Source organism: Pseudomonas sp. NY8896 (assembly GCF_039634505.1).
Genome location: NZ_CP132350.1, coordinates 354,338 through 378,018, shown reverse-complemented (window position 1 = coordinate 378,018; position 23,681 = coordinate 354,338). Strand labels below are relative to the sequence as shown.

Genomic DNA, 23,681 nt, shown 5'->3' with positions numbered 1-23,681 from the left:
TTTAAAACGAGCACCCCATGAGACTGTCCCGCTTCTTCATCGACGCCCCCCTGAGCCTTGGCGAACACGACCTGCCCGAGGCCCAGGCCCACTACATCGGCCGCGTGCTGCGCATGGCCCCCGGCGACGCCGTGCAGCTGTTCGACGGCAGCGGCCAGGAATACCTCGGCCAACTGCTTGAAGTGGGCAAGAAAACCGTGCGTGTCAGCCTCGACCAAGCCCTCACCGGCCAGGCCGACTCACCGCTGCACGTGCACCTCGGCCAAGGCCTGTCGCGCGGCGAACGCATGGACTGGGCGATCCAGAAGGCCACCGAACTGGGCGCCAACGAAATCACCCCGATCGTCAGCGAACGCTGCGAAGTGCGCCTGAAGGACGAACGTGCCGACAAACGTCTGGCCCACTGGCGCCAAGTGGCGATCAGTGCCTGCGAACAATGCGGGCGCTCAACCTTGCCGGTCATCCACCCACCCGTGCCCCTAACCGAGTGGCTGAGCAGCACTCAGGCTGACCTGAAGCTGGTCCTGCACCCGGTGGCCGAACCGCTCACCAGCCATGCCAAGCCTGCAGGCCTGGCCTTCCTGATCGGCCCCGAAGGCGGCCTTAGCGAAGCCGAAGTCGAACAGGCCAAAGCCGCCGGTTTCCACGCAGCACGCCTTGGCCCACGCGTGCTGCGCACCGAAACCGCGCCGGTGGTGGCGCTGTCGGTGGCACAGCAGCTGTGGGGCGACTTTTAACTAACGCACATAGAACGACACCGCCACGAAGTGCATGAGGCTGCCGGCAATTACGAAGAGGTGCCAGATGCCGTGCCAGTGGCGGAAACGGCTATCGAAGGCGAAGAAGATGATGCCGACGGTGTAGAACACCCCGCCGGCCGCCAGCCAGGTAAAACCTGCGGTGCCCAGCGTATTGAGCAATGGCTTGACTGCAACCAGCACGATCCAGCCCATCACGGCATAAATAATGATCGACAGGATCCGCGCCTCGGAGCGCGGCTTGATCTCCTGCAACATGCCGATCACCGCCAGCCCCCAGACCACACCGAACAGGCTCCAGCCCCACGGGCCGCGCAGGCTGACCAGGCAAAACGGCGTGTAGCTGCCGGCGATCAACAGGTAGATCGACAGGTGATCGAGCTTGCGCATGATCACCTTCGCCCGCCCGCGGGTGCTGTGGTACAGGGTGGAAATGCTGTACAGCAACAGCAGCGTGCTGCCGTAGATGGAGAAACTGACGATCTTCCACGGGTCGCCTTGCAGGCCCGCGACCACGATCAGCCAGATGGCACCGATACAGGCGAGGACAGCACCGACCAGGTGAGTCCAGGCGTTGAAGCGTTCACCGTAATACATGCAAACACAGACCTCCCGAGGTGGGCTGGGTTCCTGAAGCAGTCTTTTTCGGCCTTACATCCTACCCAAGATCAGGTTGCAGATCCGCGTCACGCACCAGCCTTTCCAATGCAACCAGGTCCGGCACCCTTGCCACCTGCTCGCCCACCTGCACCGCCGCCAACTCCAGGCGCCCCAGTGCCACGTCCACATAGTTGAGCTGGCTGTCGAGCTTGCATGAACGCGGGATGTCCTGCAGCAACAGCGCCAGGTAACGCAGCCCGGTATCGCCCAAGGCATTGAGCACCACTACGCGTGCCCGCTCACCGCACGGCGTCTCGCCACCGCACGCCGCCTCGAAACCAATCAGCGGCAAGCGTTGCTGGCGCCAGTCGATCCAGCCCAGGTGCCAAGCGGGATCACCGTGCTGACACACCAGGTTGCGCTGCCCGCTCAACTCGGCCACCGCCACGTTGGGCAGCACCAGGGTGCGGTCACCCAACGGCAGCAACAGCCCGGTCAGGCTGCTGCGTTGGCCGGCAATCAGTTCAAGCATGGGTCTGGCTCCAATGGGCGATGCTCTGCAACAACAGCGACTCCTGGTACGGCTTGCCCAGGTACTCGTTGACGCCGATGGCCATGGCGCGGTCGCGGTGCTTCTGCCCGGTACGCGAAGTGATCATGATGATAGGCAGGTCCTTCAGGCGGGCGTCACGGCGGATACGTGTAGCCACCTCGAAACCATCCATACGTGGCATCTCGATGTCCAGTAGCAACACGTCGGGCCGGTGCTCTTCCAGCAAGGCCATGGCGTCAACACCGTCTTTGGCTGTGAGCACGCTCATGCCGTGGCGCTCCAGCAGGCGGCTGGTGACCTTGCGCACGGTTACCGAATCGTCCACCACCATCACCAGCAAGGGGCGGCGTGGTGCCGGGCCAAGCAGTTGGCGTTGGCTGCCACCAGCGGGCAGGCGAGCCAGCCGTCGCTGCTGGCCGCGCAGCTGGCCCAGCAGGTCAAGAATCAACACCACCCGACCATCGCCCAGCAACGTTGCCCCCGACAACCCGGCAACCGCGGCAAACTGCGGCCCCAGGCTCTTCACCACGATCTCGCGGCTGGGCGACAGGCCGTCGGCCTGGATGGCGAACGATTGCTCCTTGGCATGCACCAGCAGCACCGGCAATGGCACGCTCTGCCCCAGCAGCGTCGGGCGTGGCACACCTTGCAGCAACTCGCCCAGGTAGCGCAGCTCGTATTCGTGGCCGGCGTAGACATAACGTGGCGCGTCCAACTGGTAGCACGCCGCCAGCTCGGCCGGCGGCACACGAACGATACCTTCGATGGTATTGAGCCCAATTGCGTACTGCTCTTCGCCCAGGTGCACCATCAACGCGCGGTTGATGGACACCGTGAACGGCAGGCGGATCAAGAAGCGCGCGCCTTTGCCCTGGGCCGACTCGATGCTCATCGAGCCCCCTAGTTGCTTGACCTCCTCATGCACCACATCCATGCCCAGCCCGCGACCGGAAATTTGGGTGATCTTTTCGGCGGTGGAAAAGCCCGGGCGCAGGATGAACTGCAGGATCTCGTGATCGCTCAACTGGGCCTGCGGGTCCAGCAGGCCGCGTTTGATGGCCTTGCGCCGCACCGCCTCCAGTGGCACGCCGGCACCGTCATCGGTCATTTCGATGACGATATCGGCACCTTCGTGCAACAAATTCAGGTGAATGGTGCCCTGCTCCGGCTTGCCGGCAGCCAGGCGCATTTCGCGGCTTTCCAGGCCATGGTCGACGGCGTTGCGCAGCATATGCTCCAGCGGCGCCACCATGCGTTCGAGCACGCTGCGGTCCAGCTCACCCTCGGCATTGCCGACCACCAGCTCCACCTGTTTGCCCAGCTCGCTGGCCACCTGCCGCACCACGCGCTGCAAGCGCGGCACCAGGCGTTCGAACGGCACCATCAGGGTGGCGGTCAGGCCTTCCTGCAACTGGCTGTTCACCCGCGCCTGCTGCTGCAGCAGGCTATACGCCTCCTGAGCGCGCTGGGCCAGGGTTTCCTTCAGGTCGAGCAGGTCCGAGGCAGACTCGAACAGGGCCCTCGACAGTTGCTGCAGCTGCGAATGGCGGTCCATTTCCAGCGGGTCGAAATCGTCATAGGCATCGCCTTCGAACTGCTGACGGCTGGAAATTCGCCCTTGGGTCTCGACGTCCAGGCGCAGCAACTGGTCGCGCATGCGCTCGAGGGTGGTTTCCATCTCGTTGAGGGTGAACTGCGCATCGTTGACCTGCTGCTCGATGCGCCCACGAATGATCGAGTGCTCGCCGGCCAGGTTACCCAGGTCGTCGAGCAGCTCGGCATCGACCTTGACCATGTCGCCCGGCGCCCGCTCTGGCGCCGCTGCCGGCACTTCGGCGGTTGCAGCCTCCAGCGCCCCCTGGCCCGCGGCACTGTCGGTCAGTGCCGCGCTGCTGAAATTGCGAATGTAGTCGATCAGCGCCGTGGCAGCATGCAGCGGCTGCCCCAGGCGCACGGCATCGAGCATGTGCGCCAGACGGTCGTGGCAGTTCTGTAGCAGGGCGAACAGTGGCGCGCTCGGTGGCAAACGGCCGGCGGCCAACAGTTCGTAGAGAAACTCCAGTTCGTGGGCCAGGTCGCCGATCGGGGCGATTTCGACCATGCGCGCCACGCCCTTGAGGGTGTGCAGGTCGCGCATCAGGTTGTCCACCTCGACGCTGTTGCGCGGGTCGGCCTGCCAGCGCGCCAGGGCTGCTGCGGCGCTTTCGACGATGTCCGAGCTTTCTTCGAGGAACACTTCCAGCAGTTCTTCGCCGGGGTTTTCCGGCTTCTCGACCAGCGGCTCGGCGGCCCCCGGCAGCAACGACGGGTGCCCCAGCCCCAAGGTATCGGTCAGGTCCATGTCCGGGTGCAGCGGTGTGACCGTATCAATGCCCACAAGGCCGGTTGCATCCGGGGGCAGGGCCTGGTCCAACAGGTTGCGCAGGCTGCCAACCAGTTCTGGGCGCGGCGCCAGATCCTGTCCAGCCGCCACTTCGTCGAGCATGTCCAGCAGGGCTTCATGGGCGTGCTGCGCCTGGGCGAAGAAGCGTGCATCGGCGGGCAGGCTGCCCTCTTCTACTGCACCGTACAGGTCGAGCAAGGCCTCGCACACATCATCCATCTGCCACAGGTCAGCCAGGTGAGCGGCATGGCCCAGGGTGGTCATTTCATCAAGCAGGGTGTCCAGTGCGTCACGCTGACCTGGCTGCTGCTGCCAGCGCGACAGCACCGACTCGGCATTGAGCAGAATGTCCATGGCCTGGGCCAGGAAACTGGCGACCAACTGCGGGTCGCGCTTGCTGCGCCGCGCGTGCTGCGGGTCGTCATGCAAGCTGGCCAGGCGGCCGTCCACTGCCTGGCCAACCTGCTCGATCAGCTCCGCAGCGCCGGGTATGGCAGCCAGCGGCGTACTGTCAAGTTGCGCCAGGCCCAGATGAAACAGCGAGCGCGCGGCTTCCAACCATTCCATCTCGGCCATTTGCAGCGGCAGTTGATGCCCCTTGTACTCACGGGCCAAGCGGTCGAAGGCGGTGGCGAGTTCGGCGACCGGCATCACCCCGGCCATGGCGGCACTGCCTTTGAGCGTGTGCAGGGCACGCTGCAGGCCATCGCTGACCGGCGTATCGTGACCATCGGCGCCCTGCAGGAAGGCATCGAGGCTGGCCAAGTGGCCCTGCGCTTCACTGCGGAAAATATCCAGTAACTGCGGATCCAGGCCATCGATATTGGCCGTGGCTGGTGCGTCGTTTTCAGCCAGGGCGTGCAGGTGCCCAGCCAGTTGCTCGATTTCGGTCAGTTGCGGCAGCTGGCCGGCGGCAAAGTCGGCCAGCAAATCGGGCAGATGGACAAACACCTGCTGCAGGGCCACCACGCCCTCCGGGCTGAGCACGCTGCGGCCTTCCAGTACCCGGTTCAGCAGGTGCTCGGCGCCCCAAGCCAGTTCAGCCACCGCCTCGGCATGCACCATGCGACCGCTGCCTTTGAGGGTATGCAACGCACGACGTACTTCCCCCAGCGCCCCACGCTGCTGGTTGTCCGCACGCCAGCGCAGCCAGTGACGCTCGATTTCCGGGAGCAACTCGCCAGCTTCCTCGAGAAACACTTCGCGCAGTTCGTCGTCGATGCCATCGCCATCGGCTCCCAGGCCCGCTCGGGCGTCAGCCTGCGCACAGTGCACGCCCAGCGCCGCCAGACTGGCACGCGCCCTGTCGATGAAGGGCTGGCCATCCGCCAACGGGTCGGCCACCCGCCATTGCAGGTAACACTCGGCAGCACTCAGCGCCTCGGCCAGGTGCGTCAGCTCATCGGCGGGCGGCTCTTCGTCCAGGTGCTGCAACCAACGCTGCACATAACTTGCGCAGCCGGCAAACAGCTCGGCCACGGCGGGCAACATCAACATGGCCAAAGCCCCGCGAACCTGCTGCAATAGCCCTGGCAAAGGTTGCAGGCGCTGCCGAGGCCAGTCGGACTCCAGGTAGTCGCCGATCAGGTCCTTGGCCTGCTGCAATACATTCAGCGACTCGCTCAACACCAGCTGGCGTATCTCGGCCAGGTCCGAGCCCGGCAGGCTACCCTGGCCGTTTTCCTCCAGTGGGCCGACCATGCCGTTCAGCGAAGCCTCCACGTACAGCAAGGCCCCCGCCACATCCATAAGCACCGCATCGTCCACCGACCGCTCGCCCTGGGCCAAGGCCTGCAGCGCCAGCACCTGGTCGATGATCACCCGCCGTGGTTGTTGGAAGCCCAGTACAGCCAGGGTATCGGCCACGTGGCGCAGCGGCGCCAGCAGGGCATCGAGCTGCTCGCTGTGCTGACGATCGCTGCGCACGAACTGGTCCAGGCGCTCCTTGATGCGCATGAGGTCGTCGCAGAGCGCGGTCACCACCGAGCGCAGGGCATCGCGGCCCGGCCCGGCCTGCAATTGATCGCGCCAGTTGCCCAACGACAGGTCGAGGTTGGCCAGGTCGTCGGACCCGGCAAAGCGTTGCGCAGCACCACTTATCAGGCTTGCCTGGGCTAGCGGCTCGATGCCACGGCAGGCGCGCAGCTGGTTGAGCAGTGGCAGCATCACCAACGGCAGATCGTGGCGGGCGCCGCGCAAGCGTTCAAGGTACGACGGCAACTGCTCCAGACCACGGAACAGCGCACCCAGGCAATCGCCCCGTGGGCTGACCTGGCCATCGGCCAACGCCTTGGCGAACAGCTCCAGTTCCTCTGCCAGGCGCGTGGCGCCACGCAGCTCGAGCATGCGCAGGCAGCCATGCACCTGGTGCAAGTTGTCGACCACGAAGGCCAGCATCGACAAGTCGCCCGGTTCGCCGGCGAAGCGCTCCAGCGCCTGCCGTGCCTGGCCCAGGCAATCGAGAATGGCGGCCTTGGTCCAGGCCAGCGCCACCGTTTCGTGGCGCTCGGGGCTTACAGCAGCGACAGCCATGGGCACTCCTCTGCGCGGCGCTTCACTTGGGTTCTGCCGGTGGCGGCAGGGTGAAACCGGACACCGAACGGCGCATCTCGCTGGCCATGCGGGCCAGGTGGCGAATACTGTCGGCGGTGGCACCCGAGCCTGCGGAGGTTTGCGCGGTAATCTGCTGGATCACCGCCATGGTATGGGAGATCTGCCCTGCCGAAGAAGTCTGCAACTGGGCAGCGTCGGAAATGCTGTGGATGAGGTCGGCAAGGTTCTGCGATACCCCTTCGATCTCGGCCAGCGCCACCCCGGCATCCTGGGCCAGGCGGGCGCCGCGCACCACTTCGGCGGTGGTCTGCTCCATGGAGATCACCGCTTCGTTGGTGTCGGCCTGAATGGTGCGCACCAGTGCCTCGATCTGGCGGGTGGCCGACGACGAGCGTTCGGCCAGGCGCTGTACCTCGTCGGCGACCACGGCAAACCCGCGGCCGGCCTCACCGGCCAGCGAGGCCTGGATCGCAGCGTTGAGTGCGAGAATGTTGGTTTGGTCGGCAATGTCGTCGATCAGGCTGACGATGTCGCCGATTTCCTGGGAAGACTCGCCCAGGCGCTTGATCCGCTTGGCGGTGTCCTGGATCTGCTCGCGAATGTTGTCCATGCCGTTGATGGTGTTATGCACCACCTCGTTGCCCTTGTTGGCAATAGCCACCGAGCGCTCGGCCACCTTGGCCGATTCATAGGCATGCGCCGACACCCGATCGATCGACTCGACCATGTCGCCAACCGCCTCGGACGCTTCGCTGATTTGTGCGGCCTGGTGCTCGGAGGCCTTGGCCAGTTGGCGAGCGGTGTTCTGCGTGTCCTGCACAGCGGCGGCAACCTGCATGGCGCTGTGGTTGATGGTGGCGACCAGGTCGCGCAGCTGGTCCACGGAATAGTTGATCGAGTCGGCAATGGCGCCGGTGAAGTCTTCGGTCACCGACACGGTCACGGTCAGGTCGCCGTCGGCCAGCTCTTCGATTTCGTCGAGCAGGCGCATGATCGCCTGCTGGTTGCGTTCGTTCTTTTCTGCGGTCTCGCGCAACTGGCGGTTGGTGGTACGCACCATGACCAGGCCGATGAGGATGATCGAGGCCAGCGCCAGCAGGCCCAGGGCGTAACCGCCAACGGTGTCGAGGGTGCGCCCACCGGCCAGGTTCTCGAAACCGTTGGCCAAGTGCGAGGCTTCGTCGAGCAAGGTTTGCGAAAGGCTGAAAATGTTGCCTGCGGCTTCACGCACACGGAACAGTTCGGGCGAAGTTTCGAGAATTTCATCGACCGAACCTGCAACGAACTGGAACAGTTCGGCAATTTCGGCCAGCCGTGCGCGGGCGTCGGCGTCCTCGACGCGGGTTACCTGGATGGTCGCATTGCCATTGAGCATACCCTCCAGCACCTGACCAAAGCGCCCGGCGTCGCGGCCAAAGGCATCGGCCGCCTGGGCTGCGCTGTCGTCACCGGCCAACACCGTGTTGACCGAGCCGAGAATACGCTCGGCCAGCAACAGCTGGCGCTGGGCCACCGCCACCTGATTGGCCGGGGCACCGCTCTGCAGCAGGATCTCGACCACTTTTTCGTATTCCACCTGCAACTGCGGCACGGTCTCGGCCAGGGTCGCCGCCACCTGGTGCAACGACAGCACGGTCTGCTCGCTGGCCAGGATGATGTCGGTGTTCTTACGCAGGTTTTCCCAGTCACGGCGTACCGACTCCATCTCGTCACGCACCGAGGGTGGCGCAGGCGGCAGGCCGGTGGACTTGTCACCCTGACGCAGGTAGCCCCAGCGACGCTCGAAATCGTTGCGCGCATCCGACAGCAGCTTGAACGCCAACGCCTTGCCGGTGGCCGCTTCGGTGGCGTTCTTGGCAATGCGTTGCGACAGCACACGCAGCTCACCGGCATGGCCGATGTACTGCTTGTCGTAGTTGGACTGGGTATTGAGGTAGGCGAAGTTGGCGAACAGCAGGATGATCGACAGGATCAGGATCAGGAACAGCACGGTGATCTGCGCGATGCTGCGGGTACGTGGGGTCACGGTGGTGGCAGTGACGGGGGTGGCAGGCTTGTTCACGTTCGCAGGTCCTATAACGCCACATCGAGAAAGCCCGGCGCCTGGGCCAGGGCGAAGGGGCTGAAGATCGCCCAGTTGCGTTCACGCGGGAAGTGCCCCTGCACAAAGCGTGCAGCGGCCCGGATCAGTGGTTGCGGCGGCGACAGCTGCAAGCTGTCGAGGGCAAAGTGCTGCAGGCCCAGTACCTCGTCCACCAGCAGGCCGACGAACAGGTCATCGTGGTCCAGCACCAGCACCCGCCGCTGCTTGCCTGGGGCGGCGTGGCCCAGGCCGAAGAAGCTGCTCAGGTCCATCACCGGCAACAGCCGGCCACGCAGGTTGGCCACCCCGCACACCCACGGCTGCACGCCGGGAACACGGCTACTGCGCGGTTCGCGCAACACTTCGGCCACTTCGCCCATGGGCGCGACGAACCACTGCCCGGCAATGCGAAAACCGATGCCGCTCCACTGCTGCAGGCGGTTGTCCTGCGGTGGCTGGTCGGCCACCAGCAGGCGGCAGCGCCGGTCGATGTCCAGCAACAACTCGAAGGCGGTCAACGACGCGCCCTGCGGGCGGGTGGTCAAGCCCCCAGCACTTCTTTGAGCTTGGCGATCAGCGCGTCCTCTTCCACCGGCTTGGTCAGGAAGTCACGTGCACCCTGGCGCGTGGCCCAGATGCGGTCGGTTTCCTGGTCCTTGGTGGTCACCACGATTACCGGGATGGCGCTGGTCTCTGGGTCCTTGCTGAGCTGGCGAGTGGCCTGGAAACCGTTCATGCCAGGCATGACGATGTCCATCAGCACAGCGTCGGGCTTGTCTTGCCGGGCCAGGGCCACGCCATCGGCACCGTTGCTGGCCTTGAGCACCTGGTAGCCGTGCTTCTCCAGCCATTCGGTCAATCTGTACATCTCTGTCGGCGAGTCGTCGACAATCAGAACTCGGGCCATGCTGTTTCCCCATCAGGAAAGTAGGACCGTGCCATGGCGGGGCGCGGTCAGGGTGCGTGTTGTTGAGGTACGGCAAACCCGGGCACGTGGGCGCGGATCGCGTCGAGCAATTCTTCCTTGCTGAACGGCTTGGTCAGGAACTGATCGGAACCGACCACCCGGCCACGAGCCTTGTCGAACAGGCCGTCGCGCGACGACAGCAGGATCACCGGGGTGTCCTTGAAGACACTGTTGTGCTTGATGACCGCGCAGGTCTGGTAACCGTCCAGGCGCGGCATCAGCACATCGACGAAAATGATGCTGGGCTGGTGGTCGACGATCTTGGCCAGGGCATCGAAGCCATCGCTGGCGGTGATCACCTCGCAGCCCGCTTCACCGAGCAACATCTGTGCGGTGCGGCGGATCGTGCGGGAATCGTCGATCACCATCACCTTCAGGGGTTGTTCCATAGACGCCTACCAATGGAAATTAGCTGCACTTTTAGCACACTCCGGAAGGCCATTCCATCTGCGCCGCCCCTTGACCGGCGGCGCTCGCGGCGCCACCCTGAGCCACTTTTCTTTCGAGCCATCGCGGCCAAGCGCCGCCAAGAGGAACCACCCCATGAGCGTTCGCCTCGGCATTGTCATGGACCCCATCGCGTCCATCTCCTACAAGAAGGACAGTTCGCTGGCCATGCTGCTGGCCGCCCAGGCACGCGGCTGGAGCCTGTTCTACATGGAACAGCAAGACCTGTACCAGGGCGAAAGCAAGGCCCGTGCACGCATGCGCCCGCTGAAGGTGTTCGCCGACCCGGCACATTGGTTCGAGCTGGGCGAGGAGCAGGACAGCCCGCTGGCCGAGCTGGACGTGATCCTGATGCGCAAAGACCCGCCGTTCGACATGGAGTTCGTCTACAGCACCTACCTGCTGGAACAGGCCGAGAATGATGGCGTGCTGGTGGTCAACCGCCCGCAGAGCCTGCGCGACTGCAACGAGAAGATGTTCGCCACGCTGTTCCCGCAATGCACCACGCCGACCCTGGTCAGCCGCCGCCCGGACATCATTCGCGAATTCGCCGCCAAGCATGCTGACGTGATCCTCAAACCACTGGATGGCATGGGCGGTACGTCGATCTTCCGTCACCGCGCTGGCGACCCCAACCTGTCGGTGATCCTGGAAACCCTGACAGCGCTGGGTACCCAGCAGATCATGGCCCAGGCCTACCTGCCGGCGATCAAGGACGGCGACAAGCGCATCCTGATGATCGATGGCGAGCCGGTGGACTATTGCCTGGCGCGTATCCCTGCCAGTGGCGAGACCCGTGGCAACCTGGCCGCTGGCGGCCGTGGCGAGGCCCGCCCGCTGACCGAGCGCGACCGCTGGATCGCCGCCCAGGTCGGGCCGACCCTGCGCGAGAAGGGCCTGCTGTTCGTGGGCCTGGACGTGATCGGCGACTTCCTCACCGAAATCAACGTCACCAGCCCCACCTGTATTCGCGAGATCGATGCCGCCTACAACACCGATATCGGTGGCAAGTTGATGGATGCCATTGATCGCAAGCTCAAGGCGCGCTGACAGCCAACGCGAAGCTAGACCCTAGAGTGGGGTATGATGCCGGTCCTATTCGACTGAGCTACTGCCCCGCCCTGCGGTTGCTGGATACCTGATGACGCTGCCCGCTGACATCCCTGCCGACCTGCTGCCTCCCCGTGTTCGCCCGGTGGACCGGCTCGGCTTCACCCTGTTTCTGGCTGCCCTGGTGCACCTGGCGCTGATTCTTGGCGTCGGCTTCACCGTGGTCAAGCCTGCCGAAATTCGCCACACCATGGACATCACCCTGGCCACCTTCAAAAGCGAGAAAGCGCCCGAGAAGGCCGATTTCCAGGCCCAGGACAACCAGCAGGGCAGCGGCACCCTGGACAAGAAGGCGGTCCCCACGACCACCGAACTGGCCCCGTTCCAGGACAGCAAGATCAACAAGATTACCCCACCACCCGCCGCCAGGCCCGAAGTGGTACCCCCGCCTACCCCGCAGAAGTCGGCGGTAGTGACGACCGCGCCCAAGCCGCAAAAGGTCGAACCCAAGCCCAAGGAAAGCAAGGCGCAGCCCAAACCGGCCGCGCCTGCGCCAGACTTCGACAGCTCGCAGCTGTCCAGCCAGATCGCCAGCCTGGAGGCGGAGCTTTCCAACGAACAGCAGATGTACGCCAAACGCCCGCGCATTCACCGCCTGAACGCCGCCTCGACCATGCGCGACAAGGGCGCCTGGTACAAGGAAGAGTGGCGCAAGAAGGTCGAGCGGGTGGGCAACCTGAACTACCCCGACGAAGCGCGCCGGCAGCAGATTTACGGCAACTTGCGCATGATGGTGTCGATCAACCGTGATGGCTCGCTGTACGAGGTGCTGGTGCTGGAGTCGTCCGGGCAACCGGTGCTGGACCAGGCGGCACAGCGCATCGTAAGGCTGGCGGCGCCGTTTGCACCGTTTACTGGGGATTTGGCTGAGTTTGACCGGTTGGAGATTATTCGGACATGGCGGTTTGCCCGTGGGGACCGTTTGTCCAGTAATTGAGTATTGGCCTTGGGCGTAGGGCTTGCGAGATGCGGTGGCGCGGAGATCGAGCGCCGCGCGGGCGGCGCTCGATCTCAAAGACACCAAAAACCTCAAGACAGACACCAACCAAACGACACAAATCCGCACCTTGTCAGCCTCGCCACCTGGCGCCACACTATCCCCCATGAAAACCCTAGCCCCCAGCTACCTCAAGCATCAGTTTCTGATCGCCATGCCGCACATGGCCGATCCGAACTTCGCCCAGACCCTCACCTACATCGTCGAGCACAATGAGCATGGCGCCATGGGCCTGGTGGTCAACCGGCCGCAGGAACTGAGCCTGGCCGACATCCTCGAGCAGCTGCGCCCGGACGAAATGCCGCCGGCCAGCACCTCGCAGGTGCCGATCTACCAGGGCGGCCCGGTGCAGACCGACCGCGGCTTCGTGCTGCACAGCAGCGAGTGCAGCTTCCAGGCCACAGTGGCCCTGGAAGGCCTGTCGCTGACCACATCGCAGGATGTGTTGCTTGCGATTGCCGCAGGGGTAGGCCCGAAACAGAGCCTGATCACCCTGGGTTATGCCGGCTGGGAAGCGGGCCAACTGGAGGCCGAGCTGGCCGACAACGCCTGGCTGAACTGCCCGTTCGACCCGGAAATCATCTTCGGCATGGCCAACGACCTGCGCCTGGAAGCTGCAGCCGCCAGCCTGGGGATCAACCTGCACCTGCTGACCAGCCAGGCGGGCCACGCCTGATGGCCGAGCTACGCCTACTGCTGGGCTTCGACTACGGCAGCAAACAGATCGGTGTGGCCGTCGGCCAGGTGATAACCGGCCAGGCCCGCGAACTGTGCACCCTGAAGGCACAGAACGGCGTGCCGGACTGGGCCCAGGTGGAAAAGCTGATCGCCGAATGGAAGCCGGACGCCATTGTCGTCGGCCTGCCACTGAACATGGACGGTACGCCCAGCGAAATGAGCGCCCGCGCCGAAAAGTTCGCCCGCCGCCTGAACGGCCGCTTCAACCTGCCCGTGCACACCCACGACGAGCGCCTGACCACCTTCGAGGCCAAAGGCGAACGCATGGCCCGTGGCGGCCAGCGCGGCAGCTACCGCGACAACCCGGTCGATGCCATCGCCGCTGCCTTGTTGCTGCAAGGCTGGCTGGAGGCCAACACCTGATCATCTTTGCCGCCGGGCCCACCCGGCGCACCCTTCCGAGGAGCCCGCAATGAGCCTACCCAATCCCGCCGAGCTGATCCGGCAGATGGCTGTCGACCTTCGCGCCCACCTGGCCCGCCGTCACATCAGCGAGCCGCGCTATATCGGTATCCGCACCGGCGGTGTCTGGGTTGCCCAGGCCCTGCAGGAAGCCATGGGCGACACCAGCCCCATGGGCACCCTGGACGTTTCGTTCTACCGCGATGACTTCAGCCAGAACGGCCTGCACCCGCAAGTGCGTCCGTCCGAGCTGCCGTTCGAAGTCGAAGGCCAACACCTGGTGCTGGTGGATGACGTACTGATGAGCGGCCGCACCATTCGCGCTGCGCTCAACGAGCTGTTCGATTATGGCCGCCCGGCCAGCGTTACCCTGGTCTGCCTGCTGGACCTGGATGCCGGCGAACTGCCAATCCGTCCGAACGTGCTTGGCGCCACCCTGTCGCTGGCGGCCCATGAACGGGTAAAATTGACCGGACCCGCACCGCTCGCCCTCGAGCGCCAGGACCTCGCCTCCGCTTCCGCCCTTTAAGAGTCCCCCGCGATGACGCCAATCGACGCCAAGCGCCCGCTGCAGCTCAATGATCAGGGCCAGCTGCGCCACTTCCTCTCGCTCGACGGTTTGCCCCGCGAACTGCTCACCGAGATTCTCGACACCGCCGACTCCTTCCTGGAAGTCGGTGCCCGGGCCGTGAAAAAAGTCCCGCTGCTGCGCGGCAAGACCGTATGCAACGTGTTCTTCGAGAACTCGACCCGTACCCGTACCACCTTCGAACTGGCGGCCCAGCGCCTGTCGGCCGACGTGATCAGCCTGAACGTGTCGACCTCCTCGACCAGCAAGGGCGAAACGCTGTTCGACACCCTGCGCAACCTTGAAGCCATGGCGGCCGATATGTTCGTCGTGCGCCACTCCGACTCGGGCGCCGCGCACTTCATCGCCGAACATGTGTGCCCGGACGTTGCCGTGATCAACGGCGGTGACGGCCGCCACGCGCACCCGACCCAGGGCATGCTCGACATGCTCACCATCCGCCGCCACAAGGGCAGCTTCGAAAACCTGTCGGTGGCCATCGTCGGTGACATCCTGCATTCGCGCGTGGCCCGCTCCGACATGCTCGCGCTCAAAGCGCTGGGTTGCCCGGACATTCGCGTGATCGGCCCGAAAACCCTGATCCCGATCGGTATCGAGCAGTACGGCGTAAAGGTCTACACCGACCTCGCCGAAGGCCTGAAAGACGTCGACGTGGTGATCATGCTGCGTCTGCAGCGTGAGCGCATGGCCGGTGGCCTGCTACCCAGCGAAGGCGAGTTCTACCGCCTGTTCGGCCTGACCACCGCACGCCTGGCCGGGGCCAAGCCCGACGCCATCGTCATGCACCCAGGCCCGATCAACCGAGGTGTCGAAATCGAGTCTGCAGTGGCCGACGGCAAGCACTCGGTGATCCTCAACCAGGTCACCTACGGCATCGCCGTGCGCATGGCCGTGTTGTCCATGGCCATGAGCGGGCAGAACGCGCAACGTCAATTCGACCAGGAGAACGCCCAGTGACCATCAGTATTCTCGGCGCCCGGGTCATCGACCCCAACAGCGGCCTGGACCAAGTCACCGACCTGCACCTGGAGGGCGGCCGCATTGCCGCCATCGGCGCCGCCCCGGCCGGTTTCAGCGCCAGCCGCACGATCCAGGCCGATGGCCTGGTCGCCGCGCCCGGCCTGGTCGACCTTGGCGTTTCCCTGCGCGAGCCGGGTTACAGCCGCAAAGGCAACATCGCCAGTGAAACCCGCGCGGCCGTGGCCGGCGGCGTTACCAGCCTGTGCTGCCCGCCGCAGACCAAGCCGGTGCTGGACACCTCGGCGGTGGCCGAGCTGATCCTCGACCGTGCCCGCGAAGCGGCCAACAGCAAGGTCTACCCGATCGGCGCCCTGACCAAAGGCCTGGAGGGCGAGCAACTGGCCGAGCTGGTGGCCCTGCGTGACACCGGCTGCGTGGCATTCGGCAACGGCCTGAAGGAAATCCCCAACAACCGTACCCTGGCTCGTGCCCTGGAGTACGCGGCCACCTTCGATCTGACGGTGGTGTTCCACTCCCAGGACCGCGACCTGGCACAGGGCGGCCTGGCCCACGAAGGTGCCATGGCCAGCTTCCTTGGCCTGCCGGGCATCCCGGAAAGCGCCGAAACCGTGGCCCTGGCGCGCAACCTGTTGCTGGTGGAGCAGAGTGGTGTGCGTGCGCACTTCAGCCAGATCACCAGCGCCCGTGGCGCGCGGCTGATCGCCCAAGCCCAAGCCCTGGGCCTGCCGGTGACCGCCGATGTGGCGCTGTACCAGCTGATCCTCACCGACGAGTCGCTGCGCGAATTCTCCAGCCTGTACCACGTGCAGCCGCCGCTGCGCACCGCAGCCGACCGTGACGGCCTGCGCGAGGCAGTGAAGTCGGGGGTGATTCAGGCGATTTCCAGCCACCACCAGCCGCATGAGCGCGACGCCAAGCTGGCCCCGTTCGGCGCCACCGAGCCGGGTATCAGCAGCGTCGAGTTGCTGCTGCCGCTGGCCATGACCTTGGTGCAGGATGGCCTGCTCGACCTGCCAACCTTGCTCGCCCGCCTGAGCAGCGGCCCGGCTGCCGCCTTGCGCCTGCCAGCCGGCGAGCTGAAAGTGGGTGGGGCGGCCGACCTGGTGCTGTTCGACCCGCAAGCCTCCACCGTTGCCGGCGAGCAGTGGTTCTCGCGCGGCGAGAACTGCCCGTTCATCGGCCACTGCCTGCCGGGTGCGGTGCGCTATACCTTGGTCGATGGGCACGTCTGCCACGAGGCCTGACAAAGCGCGAACTTGCTTTGTGTAGGAGCGGCCTTGTGTCGCGAACGGGCCGCGCAGCGGCCCCAGGGTCTCTGCATCACGCATGAATCGCTGGGGCCGCTTTGCGGCCCTTTCGCGACACAAGGCCGCTCCTACATCGACCGTGCCCGGTTCGAAGACCGGACCAACCATTCATCCCCCACGGTTGAAATCCTTCCCCCCACCCCCATATGAGTCTGCATCAGGCACTTTCGCCCCGCTGCGTGGAGACTCTCCCCTTGACCACCATCGTTTCTGTCCGCCGTAACGGCAAAGTCGTCATGGGCGGCGACGGCCAGGTATCCCTCGGCAATACCGTGATGAAAGGCAACGCCAAAAAGGTGCGCCGCCTGTACCACGGCCAGGTCATTGCGGGCTTCGCCGGTGCTACCGCCGACGCCTTCACCCTGTTCGAACGCTTTGAAGGCCAGCTGGAAAAACACCAGGGCCACCTGGTCCGCGCCGCCGTCGAGCTGGCCAAGGAATGGCGTACAGACCGCTCCCTGAGCCGCCTGGAAGCCATGCTGGCCGTGGCTAACAAGGACGCCTCCCTGATCATCACCGGCAACGGTGACGTGGTCGAGCCCGAAGATGGCCTGATCGCCATGGGTTCCGGCGGCGCCTATGCACAGGCCGCCGCCCGCGCCCTGCTGAACAAGACTGACCTCTCGGCACGCGAAATCGCTGAAACCGCCCTGAACATCGCCGGCGACATCTGCGTGTTCACCAACCATAACCTGACCATCGAGGAGCAGGACCTGGCCGACTGATTCAGCTGTTCTGGCGCCCCTTCCCGGTGAAGGGGTTTTTCCACGCTGACTCATCTGCCCAAGGACCCTATTGATCATGTCCATGACCCCCCGCGAGATCGTCCACGAACTCAACCGCCACATCATCGGCCAGGACGACGCCAAGCGCGCCGTGGCCATTGCCCTGCGCAACCGCTGGCGGCGCATGCAGCTCCCTGCCGAGCTGCGTGCCGAAGTCACCCCGAAGAACATCCTGATGATCGGCCCTACCGGCGTCGGCAAGACCGAAATCGCCCGCCGCCTGGCCAAGTTGGCCAACGCGCCGTTCCTCAAGGTCGAAGCCACCAAGTTCACCGAGGTGGGCTATGTGGGCCGCGACGTCGAGTCGATCATCCGTGACCTGGCTGATGCCGCGCTGAAAATGCTGCGCGAGCAAGAAATCATCCGCGTGCGCCACCGCGCCGAAGATGCCGCCGAAGACCGCATTCTCGATGCCCTGCTGCCACAAGCGCGCGTCACCAGCTTCAGCGAGGAAGCCGCACAGACCAGCAGCGACTCCAACACGCGCCAACTGTTCCGCAAGCGCCTGCGCGAAGGCCAGTTGGACGACAAGGAAATCGAGATCGAAGTGGCCGATGCCGTAGGCGTGGAAATTGCTGCACCGCCCGGCATGGAAGAAATGACCAACCAGTTGCAGAGCCTGTTCGCCAACATGGGCAAGGGCAAGCGCAAAGCGCGCAAGCTGAAGGTGAAAGAAGCGCTTAAGATGGTTCGCGATGAAGAAGCGAGCCGCCTGGTCAATGAGGAAGAACTCAAGGCCAAGGCCCTGGAAGCAGTCGAGCAGCACGGTATCGTGTTCATCGACGAAATCGACAAAGTGGCCAAGCGTGGCAACGTTGGCGGTGCCGACGTGTCCCGTGAAGGCGTACAGCGCGACCTGCTGCCGCTGATCGAAGGCTGCACCGTCAACACCAAGCTGGGCATGGTCAAGACCGACCACATCCTGTTCATTGCCTCGGGCGCGTTCCACCTGAGCAAACCGAGCGACCTGGTGCCTGAACTGCAAGGCCGCCTGCCAATTCGTGTGGAGCTGAAGGCGCTGACCCCAGAAGACTTCGAGCGCATCCTGCAAGAACCGCACGCGTCGCTGACCGAGCAGTACCAGGCATTGCTCAAGACCGAAGGCCTGAACATCGCGTTCCAGGCTGACGGCATCAAGCGCCTGGCCGAGATTGCCTACCAGGTCAACGAGAAGACCGAGAACATCGGTGCCCGTCGCCTGCACACCCTGCTCGAGCGTTTGCTCGAAGAGGTGTCGTTCAGCGCGGGCGACCTGGCCAGCACCCACGACGAAGCGCCGATCCAGATCGACGCGGCGTACGTGAACAGCCACCTGGGTGAGCTGGCGCAGAACGAAGACCTGTCGCGTTACATCCTGTAATACCGCAGGGGGCCGCTTTGCGGCCCCCTTGCACATTCCCCCAAATCTCCTGAAGCTGTGCTTTATCAGCTCCCGAGAGATTCTGCCCATGGCCCGCCTGCCCACTGCCATCAACCTGCACAAAGCCTCGAAAACCCTCAGCCTCACCTACGCCCCCGGCGAGGTCTACCAACTGCCCGCCGAATTCCTGCGCGTGCACTCCCCCTCCGCCGAAGTCCAGGGCCACGGCAACCCCATTCTGCAGTTCGGCAAGATCAACGTCGGCCTCGTCGGCCTCGAACCCGCCGGCCAATATGCACTGAAACTGACCTTCGACGACGGCCACGACAGCGGTCTGTTCACCTGGGAATACCTCGAGCAGCTGTGCCTGCGCCAGGAACAGCTGTGGGCGGAATACCTCGACGAGCTGCACAAGGCCGGCAAATCCCGCGACCCGGCCGAGTCGGTGGTCAAACTGATGCTCTAGCGCAAGGCCTGCGGGGTTTAGAGCGCATTTTCTAAATTCATCTGTTTGAATGGCTTGCAGACAGCCCAGTGAGGGGCTGTCTTGCGCATTACATGAAAGTCGGGTAACCAATGGGTGTGGCAAGTTCCCTGCATCACTTTGCAGGTCGTCAGAACCCCCGCAGCACCGCTGTTCCTTATCACTGGTCACCCGAGTAGCAGTACCGGGCTCAGCGCTGTGCACCCGCCACGGCAACCGGTACTCGTCTCAGGACAACGGAGCGTCGTAGATGAGTAACAAGAACAACGATGAGCTGCAGCGGCAGGCCTCGGAAAACACCCTGGGGCTGAACCCGGTCATCGGCATTCGCCGCAAGGACCTGTTGAGCTCGGCACGCACTGTGCTGCGCCAGGCCGTGCGCCAACCGCTGCACAGCGCCAAGCATGTGGCCCACTTTGGCCTGGAACTGAAGAACGTGTTGCTGGGCAAGTCCAACCTGGCCCCGGAAGGCGACGACCGTCGCTTCAACGACCCGGCCTGGAGCAACAACCCACTGTACCGCCGCTACCTGCAAACCTACCTGGCCTGGCGCAATGAACTACAGGACTGGATCGGCAGCAGCGACCTGTCACCCCAGGACATCAGCCGCGGCCAGTTCGTCATCAACCTGATGACCGAGGCCATGGCGCCGACCAATACCCTGTCCAACCCGGCCGCGGTCAAACGTTTCTTCGAAACAGGCGGCAAGAGCCTGCTCGATGGCCTGTCAAACCTGGCCAAGGACATGGTCAACAATGGCGGCATGCCCAGCCAGGTGAACATGGATGCCTTCGAAGTGGGCAAGAACCTGGGTACCAGCGAAGGCGCGGTGGTGTACCGCAACGATGTGCTGGAACTGATCCAGTACAGCCCCATCACCGAGCAGGTACACGCTCGCCCGCTGCTGGTGGTACCGCCGCAGATCAACAAGTTCTACGTGTTCGACCTGAGCCCGGAAAAAAGCCTGGCACGCTTCTGCCTGCGCTCGCAGCAGCAGACCTTCATCATCAGCTGGCGCAACCCGACCAAGGCCCAGCGCGAGTGGGGCCTGTCCACCTACATCGATGCGCTCAAAGAAGCAGTCGACGCGGTGCTGGCGATTACCGGCAGCAAGGACCTGAACATGCTCGGTGCCTGCTCTGGCGGCATCACCTGCACCGCACTGGTGGGTCACTATGCCGCCATTGGCGAAAACAAGGTCAACGCCCTGACCCTGCTGGTCAGCGTGCTCGACACCACCATGGACAACCAGGTTGCATTGTTCGTCGACGAGCAGACCCTGGAGGCCGCCAAGCGCCACCCCTACCAGGCAGGCGTGCTGGAAGGCAGCGAAATGGCCAAGGTGTTCGCCTGGATGCGCCCCAATGACTTGATCTGGAACTACTGGGTCAACAACTACCTGCTCGGCAATGAACCGCCGGTGTTCGACATCCTGTTCTGGAACAACGACACCACGCGCCTGCCGGCCGCCTTCCACGGCGACCTGATCGAAATGTTCAAGAGCAACCCGCTGACGCGCCCCGAAGCCCTGGAAGTGTGCGGCACCGCAATCGACCTGAAGCAGGTCAAATGCGACATCTACAGCCTTGCCGGCACCAACGACCACATCACCCCCTGGCAGTCGTGCTACCGCTCGGCACACCTGTTTGGCGGCAAGATCGAGTTCGTGCTGTCCAACAGCGGGCATATCCAGAGCATCCTCAACCCGCCGGGCAACCCCAAGGCACGCTTCATGACCGGTGCCGACCGCCCAGGCGACCCAGTGGCCTGGCAGGAAAACGCCACCAAGCATGCCGACTCCTGGTGGTTGCACTGGCAAAGTTGGCTGGGCGAGCGTGCCGGCGCGCTGAAAAAGGCGCCCACCCGCCTGGGCAACCGTGCCTACGCTGCCGGCGAGGCCTCCCCAGGCACGTACGTTCACGAACGTTGAGTAGCAGCGCCGTGGCCACCTACGGGGGCGCCACGGTGTTTACTTCACCCAAGAGTCACGCGCATGCCGCAACCCTACATTTTCAGGACCGTCGAGCTGGACGACCAGTCCATCCGCACCGCCGTCCGCCCGGGCAAGCCGCACCTGACGCCGTTGCTGATCTTCAACGGCATCGGCGCCAACCTGGAGCTGGTGTTTCCGTTCATCGAAGCATTGGACCCGGACCTGGAAGTCATCGCTTTCGACGTGCCCGGTGTCGGTGGCTCGTCCACCCCACGCCACCCGTATCGCTTCCCTGGGCTGGCCAAGCTGACGGCACGGATGCTCGACTACCTCGACTACGGCCAGGTCAACGTCATCGGCGTGTCCTGGGGCGGCGCCCTGGCCCAGCAGTTCGCGCACGACTACCCCGAGCGCTGCAAGAAGCTGGTGCTGGCCGCCACCGCTGCTGGCGCGGTCATGGTGCCAGGCAAGCCCAAGGTGCTGTGGATGATGGCCAGCCCCCGCCGCTACGTGCAGCCGTCGCATGTCATACGCATTGCGCCGATGATCTATGGCGGCGGCTTCCGGCGCGACCCGGACCTGGCCATGCACCATGCCGCCAAGGTGCGCTCTGGCGGCAAGCTGGGTTACTACTGGCAGCTGTTCGCCGGGCTTGGCTGGACCAGCATCCACTGGCTGCACAAGATCCAGCAGCCCACCCTGGTATTGGCCGGCGACGACGACCCGCTGATCCCGCTGATCAACATGCGCCTGCTGGCCTGGCGGATTCCCAATGCCCAGCTACACATTATCGACGACGGCCATTTGTTCCTGATCACCCGGGCCGAGGCCGTCGCCCCCATCATCATGAAGTTTCTGCAGCAAGAACGTCAGCGCGCAGTCATGCACCCTCGCCCGGCTTCGGGCGTGTAGGCGCGGGCTTGCCCGCGAGGCGGCGCCATGGCCAGAACGAGGGAGTGTTGCCATGAAAGACAAACCGGGCAAAGGATCGACAACGCTCCCCGCCACCCGCATGAACGTGCAGAACGCCATCCTCGGCCTGCGCGGCCGCGACCTGCTGTCCACGTTGCGCAACGTCGGCCGCCACGGCCTGCGCCACCCGCTGCATACCGCGCACCATCTACTGGCGCTTGGCGGGCAACTGGGGCGGGTGATGCTGGGGGACACGCCCTACCAGGCAAACCCACGTGACGCGCGCTTCAGTGACCCGACCTGGAGCCAGAACCCGTTCTACCGCCGTGGCCTGCAGGCCTATCTGGCCTGGCAGAAACAGACGCGCCAGTGGATCGATGAAAGCCACTTGAACGACGATGATCGAGCACGCGCCCATTTCCTGTTCAACCTGATCAACGATGCGCTGGCCCCCAGCAACTCACTGCTCAACCCGCTGGCAATCAAGGAGCTGCTCAACACCGGCGGTCAGAGCCTGGTGCGTGGCGTAGCCCACCTGCTCGAAGACTTGCGCCACAACGATGGCCTGCCGCGCCAGGTGGACGAGCGTGCGTTCGAGGTGGGCGGCAATCTCGCCGCGACGCCTGGCGCCGTGGTTTTTCGCAATGAGCTTTTGGAGCTGATCCAGTACAAGCCGCTGAGCGAGACGCAGCACGCCCGCCCTCTGTTGGTGGTGCCTCCACAGATCAACAAGTTCTACATCTTCGACCTCAGCTCGACCAACAGCTTCGTCCAGTACATGCTCAAGAACGGCTTGCAGGTGTTCATGGTCAGCTGGCGCAACCCCGACCCACGCCACCGCGAATGGGGCCTTTCCAGTTACGTGCAGGCCCTGGAAGAAGCACTGAATGCCTGCCGCAGCATCAGCGGCAACCGTGACCCCAACCTGATGGGCGCCTGTGCCGGTGGCCTGACCATGGCTGCGCTGCAGGGCCACCTGCAAGCCAAGAAACAGTTGCGTCGCGTGCGCAGCGCCACCTACCTGGTCAGCTTGCTGGACAGCAAGTTCGAAAGCCCAGCCAGCCTGTTCGCCGATGAGCAGACCATCGAAGCCGCCAAACGCCGCTCCTATCAGCGCGGCGTGCTGGACGGTGGCGAGGTGGCACGGATCTTTGCCTGGATGCGGCCCAACGACTTGATCTGGAACTACTGGGTCAACAACTACCTGCTCGGCAAGACACCGCCGGCTTTCGATATCCTGTACTGGAACGCCGACAGCACGCGCCTGCCCGCCGCGCTGCATGGCGACCTGCTGGAGTTCTTCAAGCTCAACCCCTTGACCTACCCGGCCGGGCTGGAAGTGTGCGGCACGCCCATCGACCTGCAGCAGGTCAACCTGGACAGCTTTACCGTGGCCGGCAGCAACGACCACATCACCCCATGGGACGCGGTGTACCGCTCGGCCTTGCTGCTGGGTGGCGAGCGGCGCTTCGTGCTGGCCAACAGCGGGCATATCCAGAGCATCATCAACCCGCCCGGCAACCCCAAGGCGTACTACCTGGCCAACCCCAGGCTGAGCAGCGACCCCCGCGCCTGGTTCCACGACGCCAAACGCAGCGAAGGCAGCTGGTGGCCGTTGTGGCTGGAATGGATCACTGCACGCTCCGGCCCGCTCAAGGCGCCGCGCAGCGAGCTGGGCAATACCACTTACCCACCGCTAGGCCCCGCGCCAGGCACCTATGTGCTGACCCGATGAGCAT

At 64.5% G+C, this 23,681-nt stretch carries 21 protein-coding genes; 14 read left to right on the top strand and 7 right to left on the bottom strand.

What is annotated here, in order from left to right; translation table 11 throughout:
• Positions 1–17: 17 nt before the first annotated feature.
• The gene (locus Q9451_RS01650) at positions 18–737 is read left to right on the top strand and encodes a 16S rRNA (uracil(1498)-N(3))-methyltransferase (RefSeq protein ID WP_012274545.1); all 720 of its coding nucleotides are present in this window, start codon (positions 18–20) and stop codon (positions 735–737) included.
• Here Q9451_RS01650 and Q9451_RS01645 read toward each other — a convergent pair whose 3' ends face one another.
• The 7 genes from Q9451_RS01645 to Q9451_RS01615 form a co-directional block, all read right to left on the bottom strand.
• Entirely contained in the window at positions 738–1,355 is a 618-nt protein-coding gene (locus tag Q9451_RS01645; protein ID WP_012274546.1) for a hemolysin III family protein, read from the bottom strand.
• 61 nt (positions 1,356–1,416) lie between these two features.
• Positions 1,417–1,890 (bottom strand): chemotaxis protein CheW, encoded by a 474-nt coding sequence (locus Q9451_RS01640; protein WP_012274547.1) that lies wholly within the window; start codon positions 1,888–1,890, stop codon positions 1,417–1,419.
• Complete coding sequence (locus tag Q9451_RS01635; RefSeq protein ID WP_012274548.1) at positions 1,883–6,826, bottom strand: Hpt domain-containing protein; 4,944 nt, start codon at positions 6,824–6,826, stop codon at positions 1,883–1,885. Before Q9451_RS01635 ends, Q9451_RS01640 begins: the two co-directional genes overlap by 8 nt.
• Before the next feature lie 22 nt (positions 6,827–6,848).
• Entirely contained in the window at positions 6,849–8,873 is a 2,025-nt protein-coding gene (locus tag Q9451_RS01630) for a methyl-accepting chemotaxis protein (RefSeq protein WP_223296421.1), read from the bottom strand.
• 47 nt (positions 8,874–8,920) lie between these two features.
• On the bottom strand, positions 8,921–9,475 hold the full coding sequence (locus Q9451_RS01625; RefSeq protein ID WP_012274550.1) for a chemotaxis protein CheW: 555 nt from the start codon (positions 9,473–9,475) through the stop codon (positions 8,921–8,923).
• On the bottom strand, positions 9,472–9,837 hold the full coding sequence (gene pilH, locus Q9451_RS01620; RefSeq protein ID WP_012274551.1) for a twitching motility response regulator PilH: 366 nt from the start codon (positions 9,835–9,837) through the stop codon (positions 9,472–9,474). The genes Q9451_RS01625 and pilH overlap by 4 nt, the downstream gene beginning before the upstream one ends.
• 47 nt (positions 9,838–9,884) lie before the next feature.
• Positions 9,885–10,286: a response regulator gene (locus tag Q9451_RS01615; RefSeq protein WP_012274552.1), complete on the bottom strand. Its 402-nt coding sequence runs from the start codon at positions 10,284–10,286 to the stop codon at positions 9,885–9,887.
• Between the two features lie 154 nt (positions 10,287–10,440).
• Between Q9451_RS01615 and gshB the strand changes: the two genes are divergently transcribed.
• The 13 genes from gshB (at position 10,441) to phaC (Q9451_RS01550) (ending at position 23,677) form a co-directional block, all read left to right on the top strand.
• Positions 10,441–11,394 (top strand): glutathione synthase, encoded by a 954-nt coding sequence (gene gshB / locus Q9451_RS01610; protein WP_012274553.1) that lies wholly within the window; start codon positions 10,441–10,443, stop codon positions 11,392–11,394.
• A gap of 91 nt (positions 11,395–11,485) precedes the next feature.
• Positions 11,486–12,391 carry an energy transducer TonB gene (locus Q9451_RS01605; protein ID WP_012274554.1) on the top strand — a complete coding sequence of 302 codons (906 nt, stop codon included), beginning with the start codon at positions 11,486–11,488 and terminating at the stop codon, positions 12,389–12,391.
• 166 nt (positions 12,392–12,557) lie between these two features.
• The gene (locus tag Q9451_RS01600; RefSeq protein ID WP_012274555.1) at positions 12,558–13,127 is read left to right on the top strand and encodes a YqgE/AlgH family protein; all 570 of its coding nucleotides are present in this window, start codon (positions 12,558–12,560) and stop codon (positions 13,125–13,127) included.
• Positions 13,127–13,552, top strand: coding sequence for a Holliday junction resolvase RuvX (ruvX, locus tag Q9451_RS01595; RefSeq protein WP_003249316.1), 426 nt, complete (start codon positions 13,127–13,129; stop codon positions 13,550–13,552). The genes Q9451_RS01600 and ruvX overlap by 1 nt, the downstream gene beginning before the upstream one ends.
• A 49-nt stretch (positions 13,553–13,601) precedes the next feature.
• Positions 13,602–14,120: a bifunctional pyr operon transcriptional regulator/uracil phosphoribosyltransferase PyrR gene (pyrR, locus tag Q9451_RS01590; protein WP_012274556.1), complete on the top strand. Its 519-nt coding sequence runs from the start codon at positions 13,602–13,604 to the stop codon at positions 14,118–14,120.
• Between the two features lie 12 nt (positions 14,121–14,132).
• Complete coding sequence (locus Q9451_RS01585; protein WP_008099987.1) at positions 14,133–15,137, top strand: aspartate carbamoyltransferase catalytic subunit; 1,005 nt, start codon at positions 14,133–14,135, stop codon at positions 15,135–15,137.
• Positions 15,134–16,405 carry a dihydroorotase gene (locus Q9451_RS01580; RefSeq protein WP_012274557.1) on the top strand — a complete coding sequence of 424 codons (1,272 nt, stop codon included), beginning with the start codon at positions 15,134–15,136 and terminating at the stop codon, positions 16,403–16,405. Before Q9451_RS01585 ends, Q9451_RS01580 begins: the two co-directional genes overlap by 4 nt.
• Positions 16,406–16,662: 257 nt before the next feature.
• A complete protein-coding gene (gene hslV, locus Q9451_RS01575; RefSeq protein ID WP_003249309.1) occupies positions 16,663–17,193 on the top strand; it encodes an ATP-dependent protease subunit HslV in 531 nt (176 codons plus the stop codon).
• Positions 17,194–17,269: 76 nt separating this feature from the next.
• Positions 17,270–18,613: an ATP-dependent protease ATPase subunit HslU gene (gene hslU / locus Q9451_RS01570; RefSeq protein WP_012274558.1), complete on the top strand. Its 1,344-nt coding sequence runs from the start codon at positions 17,270–17,272 to the stop codon at positions 18,611–18,613.
• 88 nt (positions 18,614–18,701) lie between these two features.
• Complete coding sequence (locus Q9451_RS01565) at positions 18,702–19,079, top strand: DUF971 domain-containing protein (RefSeq protein WP_012274559.1); 378 nt, start codon at positions 18,702–18,704, stop codon at positions 19,077–19,079.
• A gap of 268 nt (positions 19,080–19,347) precedes the next feature.
• On the top strand, positions 19,348–21,027 hold the full coding sequence (gene phaC, locus Q9451_RS01560; protein ID WP_012274560.1) for a class II poly(R)-hydroxyalkanoic acid synthase: 1,680 nt from the start codon (positions 19,348–19,350) through the stop codon (positions 21,025–21,027).
• 63 nt (positions 21,028–21,090) lie between these two features.
• Entirely contained in the window at positions 21,091–21,942 is an 852-nt protein-coding gene (phaZ, locus tag Q9451_RS01555) for a poly(3-hydroxyalkanoate) depolymerase (protein WP_012274561.1), read from the top strand.
• Positions 21,943–21,994: 52 nt separating this feature from the next.
• The gene (gene phaC, locus Q9451_RS01550; RefSeq protein ID WP_012274562.1) at positions 21,995–23,677 is read left to right on the top strand and encodes a class II poly(R)-hydroxyalkanoic acid synthase; all 1,683 of its coding nucleotides are present in this window, start codon (positions 21,995–21,997) and stop codon (positions 23,675–23,677) included.
• Positions 23,678–23,681 lie beyond the last annotated feature (4 nt).

Coding starts and splice junctions, on each gene's coding strand:
- pilH (WP_012274551.1), bottom strand. CDS start 9,837: ATGGCCCGAGTTCTGATTGTCGACGACTCGCCGACAGAGATGTACAGA.
- Q9451_RS01650 (WP_012274545.1), top strand. CDS start 18: ATGAGACTGTCCCGCTTCTTCATCGACGCCCCCCTGAGCCTTGGCGAA.
- Q9451_RS01565 (WP_012274559.1), top strand. CDS start 18,702: ATGGCCCGCCTGCCCACTGCCATCAACCTGCACAAAGCCTCGAAAACC.
- Q9451_RS01635 (WP_012274548.1), bottom strand. CDS start 6,826: ATGGCTGTCGCTGCTGTAAGCCCCGAGCGCCACGAAACGGTGGCGCTG.
- Q9451_RS01640 (WP_012274547.1), bottom strand. CDS start 1,890: ATGCTTGAACTGATTGCCGGCCAACGCAGCAGCCTGACCGGGCTGTTG.
- Q9451_RS01605 (WP_012274554.1), top strand. CDS start 11,486: ATGACGCTGCCCGCTGACATCCCTGCCGACCTGCTGCCTCCCCGTGTT.
- hslU (WP_012274558.1), top strand. CDS start 17,270: ATGTCCATGACCCCCCGCGAGATCGTCCACGAACTCAACCGCCACATC.
- pyrR (WP_012274556.1), top strand. CDS start 13,602: ATGAGCCTACCCAATCCCGCCGAGCTGATCCGGCAGATGGCTGTCGAC.
- ruvX (WP_003249316.1), top strand. CDS start 13,127: ATGGCCGAGCTACGCCTACTGCTGGGCTTCGACTACGGCAGCAAACAG.
- phaC (WP_012274562.1), top strand. CDS start 21,995: ATGAAAGACAAACCGGGCAAAGGATCGACAACGCTCCCCGCCACCCGC.
- Q9451_RS01600 (WP_012274555.1), top strand. CDS start 12,558: ATGAAAACCCTAGCCCCCAGCTACCTCAAGCATCAGTTTCTGATCGCC.
- phaZ (WP_012274561.1), top strand. CDS start 21,091: ATGCCGCAACCCTACATTTTCAGGACCGTCGAGCTGGACGACCAGTCC.
- gshB (WP_012274553.1), top strand. CDS start 10,441: ATGAGCGTTCGCCTCGGCATTGTCATGGACCCCATCGCGTCCATCTCC.
- Q9451_RS01645 (WP_012274546.1), bottom strand. CDS start 1,355: ATGTATTACGGTGAACGCTTCAACGCCTGGACTCACCTGGTCGGTGCT.
- phaC (WP_012274560.1), top strand. CDS start 19,348: ATGAGTAACAAGAACAACGATGAGCTGCAGCGGCAGGCCTCGGAAAAC.
- Q9451_RS01615 (WP_012274552.1), bottom strand. CDS start 10,286: ATGGAACAACCCCTGAAGGTGATGGTGATCGACGATTCCCGCACGATC.
- Q9451_RS01585 (WP_008099987.1), top strand. CDS start 14,133: ATGACGCCAATCGACGCCAAGCGCCCGCTGCAGCTCAATGATCAGGGC.